Genomic DNA, 328 nt, shown 5'->3' on the forward strand with positions numbered 1-328 from the left:
CATCCGCAGTATGACTCCAAAGGAGCGTCAGAATCCGGACATCATCGATGGACGTCGAAGAAAGCGCATTGCTGACGGTTCGGGCAGGACGATCACCGAAGTCAACAACCTCATGAAGCAGTTTGACGACATGCGCAAGCTAATGAAGCAGATGAACAAGATGGGTGGCGCCAAGCAGGCTTTGGGCCGAATGGTGCCTCCGGGAATGGGAAGAAGGTAAGTCGATTTTCGATTTTGGATTTTCGATTTCGGATTTAAAGGGCCCAGTTAGAAATGACTGGGTTGTTTTTTTGCCATAAATTTTACATTTTGAGAAGTTTTTAGGTGA

Annotated in this window: 1 pseudogene; it reads left to right on the forward strand. The window is 47.0% G+C overall.

From position 1 onward, the window contains the following. Window positions 1-220, forward strand: a pseudogene (locus ACNKXV_RS13830) (signal recognition particle protein); the annotation flags it as partial. Between the last annotated feature and the right edge of the window lie 108 nt (window positions 221-328).

The organism is Christiangramia aquimixticola, from assembly GCF_048285835.1.
Taxonomy (GTDB): domain Bacteria; phylum Bacteroidota; class Bacteroidia; order Flavobacteriales; family Flavobacteriaceae; genus Christiangramia; species Christiangramia aquimixticola.